The sequence below is a fragment of the Hydrogenovibrio sp. genome, from assembly GCF_049975065.1.
GTDB lineage: Bacteria > Pseudomonadota > Gammaproteobacteria > Thiomicrospirales > Thiomicrospiraceae > Hydrogenovibrio.
Window position 1 is genome coordinate 1 of sequence record NZ_JBNGDN010000109.1, and the last position, 5,504, is coordinate 5,504.

The 5,504-nt window shown below is 53.4% G+C and carries 3 protein-coding genes; 2 read left to right on the plus strand and 1 reads right to left on the minus strand.

Annotation, left to right across the window (positions count from 1 at the left end; genetic code table 11):
• A partial coding sequence (locus ACP5D0_RS09780; RefSeq protein ID WP_472365589.1) for a helicase-related protein occupies window positions 1–1,176 on the plus strand: 1,176 nt, incomplete at its 5' end.
• 439 nt (window positions 1,177–1,615) lie between these two features.
• Window positions 1,616–4,213 (plus strand): methyl-accepting chemotaxis protein, encoded by a 2,598-nt coding sequence (locus tag ACP5D0_RS09785; protein ID WP_472365590.1) that lies wholly within the window; start codon window positions 1,616–1,618, stop codon window positions 4,211–4,213.
• A 106-nt stretch (window positions 4,214–4,319) separates the two neighbouring features.
• Here the strand turns inward: ACP5D0_RS09785 and sppA are convergent, their stop codons facing one another.
• A complete protein-coding gene (sppA, locus tag ACP5D0_RS09790) occupies window positions 4,320–5,288 on the minus strand; it encodes a signal peptide peptidase SppA (RefSeq protein ID WP_472365591.1) in 969 nt (322 codons plus the stop codon).
• Window positions 5,289–5,504: the final 216 nt, after the last annotated feature.

Genomic DNA, 5,504 nt, shown 5'->3' on the forward strand with positions numbered 1-5,504 from the left:
CGTCAAATCGCGCTGTTTTCCGCCACCATGCCGAAAGAAGTGCATCGCATTGCCAACACCTACTTAAAAAACCCGACCGAAGTCATTATCAAACAGACCAGTTCGACCGCCTCCACCATCGACCAAAAGTACTGGTTGGTCAGCGGCATTCACAAGCTGGACGCCCTCACCCGCATTCTCGAAGCCGAAGAATTTGACGGCATTATTATTTTCGTGCGCACCAAAACCGCCACGGTGGAGCTGGCGGAAAAACTGGAAGCCCGTGGCTATGCCGCCGCCGCCCTGAATGGCGACATCGCCCAGAATCAGCGGGAACGCATTGTCGATCAGCTCAAATCCGGCAAGCTGGACATTCTGATCGCCACCGATGTGGTCGCGCGCGGTCTGGATGTGGAGCGCATCAGCCACGTCATCAACTACGACATTCCTTACGACAACGAATCCTACGTTCACCGCATCGGGCGAACGGGTCGTGCCGGTCGTAGCGGCACCGCGATTTTGTTTGTCGCCCCGCGCGAACGTCGCCTGCTGCGTTCGATTGAAGCCTCCACCAAAAAGAAAATCACGCAAATGGAGCTGCCCACCGCTCAGGAAATCAACGACAGTCGCGTGGTGCGTTTTAAAGACAAAATCGTTGAGGCCGCCCAAGGCGATGATTTGGACTTCTACCAGAAAATGGTGGAAAGCATTGAAAACGACCACAATATTCCCGCCATTGAAATTGCCGCAGGCCTGGCGAAATTGCTGCAAGGCGATGTGCCCTTCTTCCTGAGTGAAAAACCGGTGAAAAAAGCCGAATTTTCCGATCGTGGCGAGCGCCCGAACCGTCGCGAGAAAAGCCGCGACCGAGGCGCACCGCGTGGACGTCGCCAGTCGCCGCCCAACGAAGGCATGGAACGCTTCCGCATTGAGGTCGGGCGTCAGCACGGCGTCAAACCGGGCAATATCATCGGCTGCATCGCCAATGAAGCCGGACTGGACGGCGAGTTTATCCAAAAACTCAATATCGAAGACAGTTACAGCTTGGTGGATTTGCCCGCACAAATGCCAAAAGACACCTTTAACGAACTCAAAAAGGCCTGGGTCTGCGGCCAGCAACTCAATATTGCCCGCGTCAAAGATGTCGCCAACAGCGCCGTGCGCCGCCTAAAACCCCGCAAGAAATCTGGATCCTGATCGCTACCGCCTCTTAACCGTTTAACAGGCGGACAGCCTGTCGCCGGAAACGGCGGCTCATCTCGGCACGACACTCACCCTTTACACAGGGTGACTCCATGCACATTCCACTATCTTCGGCATGGTTTATGCTTCCTTGTACATGCAGTCGGCTTCAGTGGCTGTTGTGCACAAAATCCGAGCACACAGCCCCCAATTCGACTTTATTTGGATCAAAACGGCCTGGGGCAACACCGCCAACCTCGCCACCTTCATCAAGACCTCTTTACAAGACCTCTTTACAAGACCTCTTTACAAGACCTCTTTATAAGACCTCTTTATAAGGGGGACACAAAAGTTTAATGTTTATAAGGGATTATCCATAGTAAACTTTTTGATCAGTCAGTATATTTAACCCATAAAACGCAGCCCGCTCAGGGAACAGACCAAGGAAATCATTATGTTTAAAACCATTCGCGCCAAACTACTGGCCAGCTTTGCGCTGCTGACCGTGTTGGTCATTGGCATGTCCGTTTTCAGCATCACTGAAATCAACACCTCCGCCGATGGCTTTAAAGATTACCGTGAAATGGCGTTGGACAACATGGCCGCCAGCGAGATTCAGGCTTTAATGGTTCGCACCCGTTTACGCACCCTGAGGTATATGAACGACCCTACGCCGGAGCGGGCGGCCGAGTTCGAGAAGTTCTACACCCTGACCTCGGACGTACTCCAGCGCAGCCGCAACAGTTTCCAAAACCCAGACCGGGTTGAATTGATCGAAAAGGTGGTGTCGGGCTCTCAACAGTACCATAACGGCTTTAAAGAGATTCAAGCCCTGTTCGCCACCCGTGACCAGTTGGTCAACAATATGAACGCCAATGGCCCCAAAATGGAACAATTGTTGACCCGCGTACAAACCAGTGCCTATAACGACGGTGACTACGAAGCCGCCTTTACCGCCGCCCAAGGCCTGCGCACGCTATTACTGGCTCGAATCTATGCCATAAAATTCATTGAAGCCAATGAAAAAGCCGATATGGATCGCACCCTGCAGGAGTTCCAAAACCTGGAGAACGCTATGCGGGCGTTACAGGATTCGATTGAAAATCCCACCCGCGTGGATCAGCTCAACCAAGTATTTGCCATTATCCAAACCTACTCAGACGATGTGAACGCACTCAATCAGACCATTAACACCCGCAACGATATCTATAACAACCAACTGGCGGTGATTGGGCCGCAAATTACCGTTTGGACGAACGAAATCCAAGCCTCGATTCGCGCCGAGCAGGATCAAATCGGCCCGATGGTGCAATCCCTGAACGAAAACATTGTCGCCGCCTTGATTGTGGTCTCGATTGTCGTCACCCTGCTGGCCGTGCTGATCGCCATCTTTATCCCGCGTCTGATTGCCAATGGTCTGAGCAGCATTCAGCAAAACCTGTCCAAGGTGCGTGACACTGGCGACTTCGCCATTCGTGCCGATGAAAAACGCGATGACGAGATCGGCGACATGGGTCGCTCGGTCAACCACCTGCTGTCGGATATGCAGGGCGCGATCAGCGAAGCCAATAAAGTGGTCAATGCCATGGCCAGAGGACAGTTCGGCCAGCGCGTGGAAATGAATCTCAACGGCGATCTGAACACCCTGAAAGAAGGCATTAACAACTCCGCCGATTCCATTGACGAAACCATGCGCGAACTCGTCAAGGTAATGGAATCCATGAACAACGGCGACTTCAATATTTCCATGAACTTGGAAGTGGAAGGCGACTTCAAGCGCATGGTCAACAACGTCACCGCCACCATGAATGCCCTGAACGCCACCATCGGCGACATCACCAATGTGATGGATGCCATGCAGCAGGGGCAATTTGAACACCGTGTGAAAGCGGAAGCCAGAGGCGACCTATTGCGCCTGAAAAACGGTATCAATCTGTCGATGGAAGCCCTTGAAAGTGCGATTCAGGACGTCACCCGCGTGGTGGTGCTGCAATCGGAAGGCGACTTGACCCACACCATTACCGCCGACTATCACGGCGAACTGAAAACCCTGAAAGAAGCGGTCAACTGCACCGCCATTCGCCTAACCGAAGTGGTGTCCCAGGCCGTCAATGCCACCAATGTGGTCAGCACCGCTTCGGCCGAAGTGTCACAAGGTTCGATGGATCTCAGCCAGCGCGTTCAGGAACAGGCCGCGGCTCTGGAAGAAACCTCCTCCACCATGGAAGAGATGAATTCCGCCGTGCAGAACAATACCGAACACGCCAAGCAGGCGACCGAAGTGGCGCACGAAGTGCAGCGTAAATCCACCGAAGGTTCCACGGTCATGCAGCAGACCATTGACGCCATGAACGCCATTCAGGAATCCAGTCATAAGATTTCCGAAATCGTCACCTTAATTGACGGCATTGCCTTCCAGACCAATCTGTTGGCCTTGAACGCGGCGGTGGAAGCGGCGCGTGCCGGTGAACACGGTCGCGGGTTTGCGGTGGTGGCGGGCGAAGTCCGCGCCCTGGCGCAAAAGTCCGCCGATGCCGCCAAGGACATTACCGGCTTGATTAATGAAAGCGTCAGCCGCATCGACCAAGGCACCAAGCTGGCGTCCGAATCCGGTGAAGTGCTGTCCACCATCAATCAGTCGGTGGACGAAGTGGCGAAAATGATTGAACAAATCGCCCAGGCCTCGGTACAGCAAATGGAAGGCATTGAACAGGTGCATCGCGCCATCAGCCAGATTGACGAAGTGACGCAGCAAAATGCCGCGCTGGTGGAAGAAACCTCTGCCGCCGCCGAGAGCATGAGTGAACAGGCCGACACTCTAGCGAAGGATATGTCCTTCTTTAAAGTGGAAAACAGCGCTCCAGCCTCATCGGTCAAAAAAGCCGCCAAGCCCGCCAGCAGAGCCGCGCTTCCAGCGCCGAAACAGGCGTCTAAGCCGGCAACGAAACCCGCCTCGAAACCGGCGGCCAAACCCGCCGAGTCCCACGCGGTGCGCAGCCCGAAAAACCCATCTCACAAACCGACAGAAGACGATGAGTGGGGCGAATTTTAACCGACGTCCGCGTTAACGACGCACACAAAAAAGGCCGATTATCGGCCTTTTTTTGTTGGTCACATCTGCAAGCGCAACGTCAAGCTGCGCCCGTTACTGAAAACCACTACTGTAGATACAAGTAATAGGAGCCGGGGCGCAATTCCGTTAACGGCGACAGCAAATTACTTTGAATCAGATTCAGCGCCGGTGCCTGAGCGCCAGCCTGCATATTCGGGGAATAGACATTCGCATTCGCATTGGCCTCAAACCGATAGGTGACTAAATCGCACTGTGTCTTACCGGCCAGCGCACACGCCTGCTCGCTGGCATCCGACAAGTAACCGACCGAATCCACCAGGCCTGCCATGACGGCTTCCTCGCCTAAATACACCTTCGCCTGTTTAATCTCGTTCATTTTGCTATCGGACAAGCCGCGCTGTTGTTGCACCAACGCATAGAAGCGCTGCGCCATCTCATCCACCAGCGTTTGCAGATAGACATCATCGGCTTGGGTGGTTTCACGGAAAGGCGAGCCGGTGTCTTTGTTTTCCCCGGTCTTATAGGTTTTCACTTCCACACCGATTTTTTCATTCAACCCGCTGACATTCGGCAACAGCGTAATCACCCCCACCGAGCCGGTCAACGTGGTTGGGTGCACCTGAATGTGATCCGCCGCCAGCGCCAGATAATAAGCGCCGGAAGCCCCAACATCCATCATCTGCACATACACTTTTTTACCGCTGCGGGCTTTAAACGCCTTCAGTTCATGATAAAAAATATCGCTGGTGGTCACGCCGCCGCCGGGGGAATTCACTTTCAGCAACACCGCCTGAATGCTGTCGTCCCGCTCCGCTTCGCGCAACTGCATCATCACCTTATCCAGCAGGCCTGGTGATTGACTGAGCAGGCCTTTCGACCCTTCATTGGCAATCAAGCCTTCAATCGGAATCATCAACACCTTTCCATCGGCCGCTTTGGCTTTCGCCACCACCTGCTGCTTTAAAGGGTCATCGTAACTCGGCCCCAATTTAATGGTGGCACAACCGGATAACAGGCTTATACTCACAAGCAAAACACTGGCTTTTTTTAACATGGGGATTCTCCTATAAACACATTTTGCCATCTCAAACATTGCGCATTTAGTTTAACGGTTTTGGTGAGCTGGATACAAAAAAGCCCAGACATTTCAGCCCGGGCGCAACGCTTGGAGAGCACTTACAATCCGATTAAACCAGGCGCTCAACCGGACACACAACCGATTCTAAATCGGTTTTATCACTGACCCTTATCGCAAAGGATCTTATTTAAA

What these genes read in the sequence shown, in the direction of transcription:
- ACP5D0_RS09785 (WP_472365590.1), top strand. Translation starts at nt 1,616, where the DNA reads ATGTTTAAAACCATTCGCGCCAAACTACTGGCCAGCTTTGCGCTGCTG.
- sppA (WP_472365591.1), bottom strand. Translation starts at nt 5,288, where the DNA reads ATGTTAAAAAAAGCCAGTGTTTTGCTTGTGAGTATAAGCCTGTTATCC.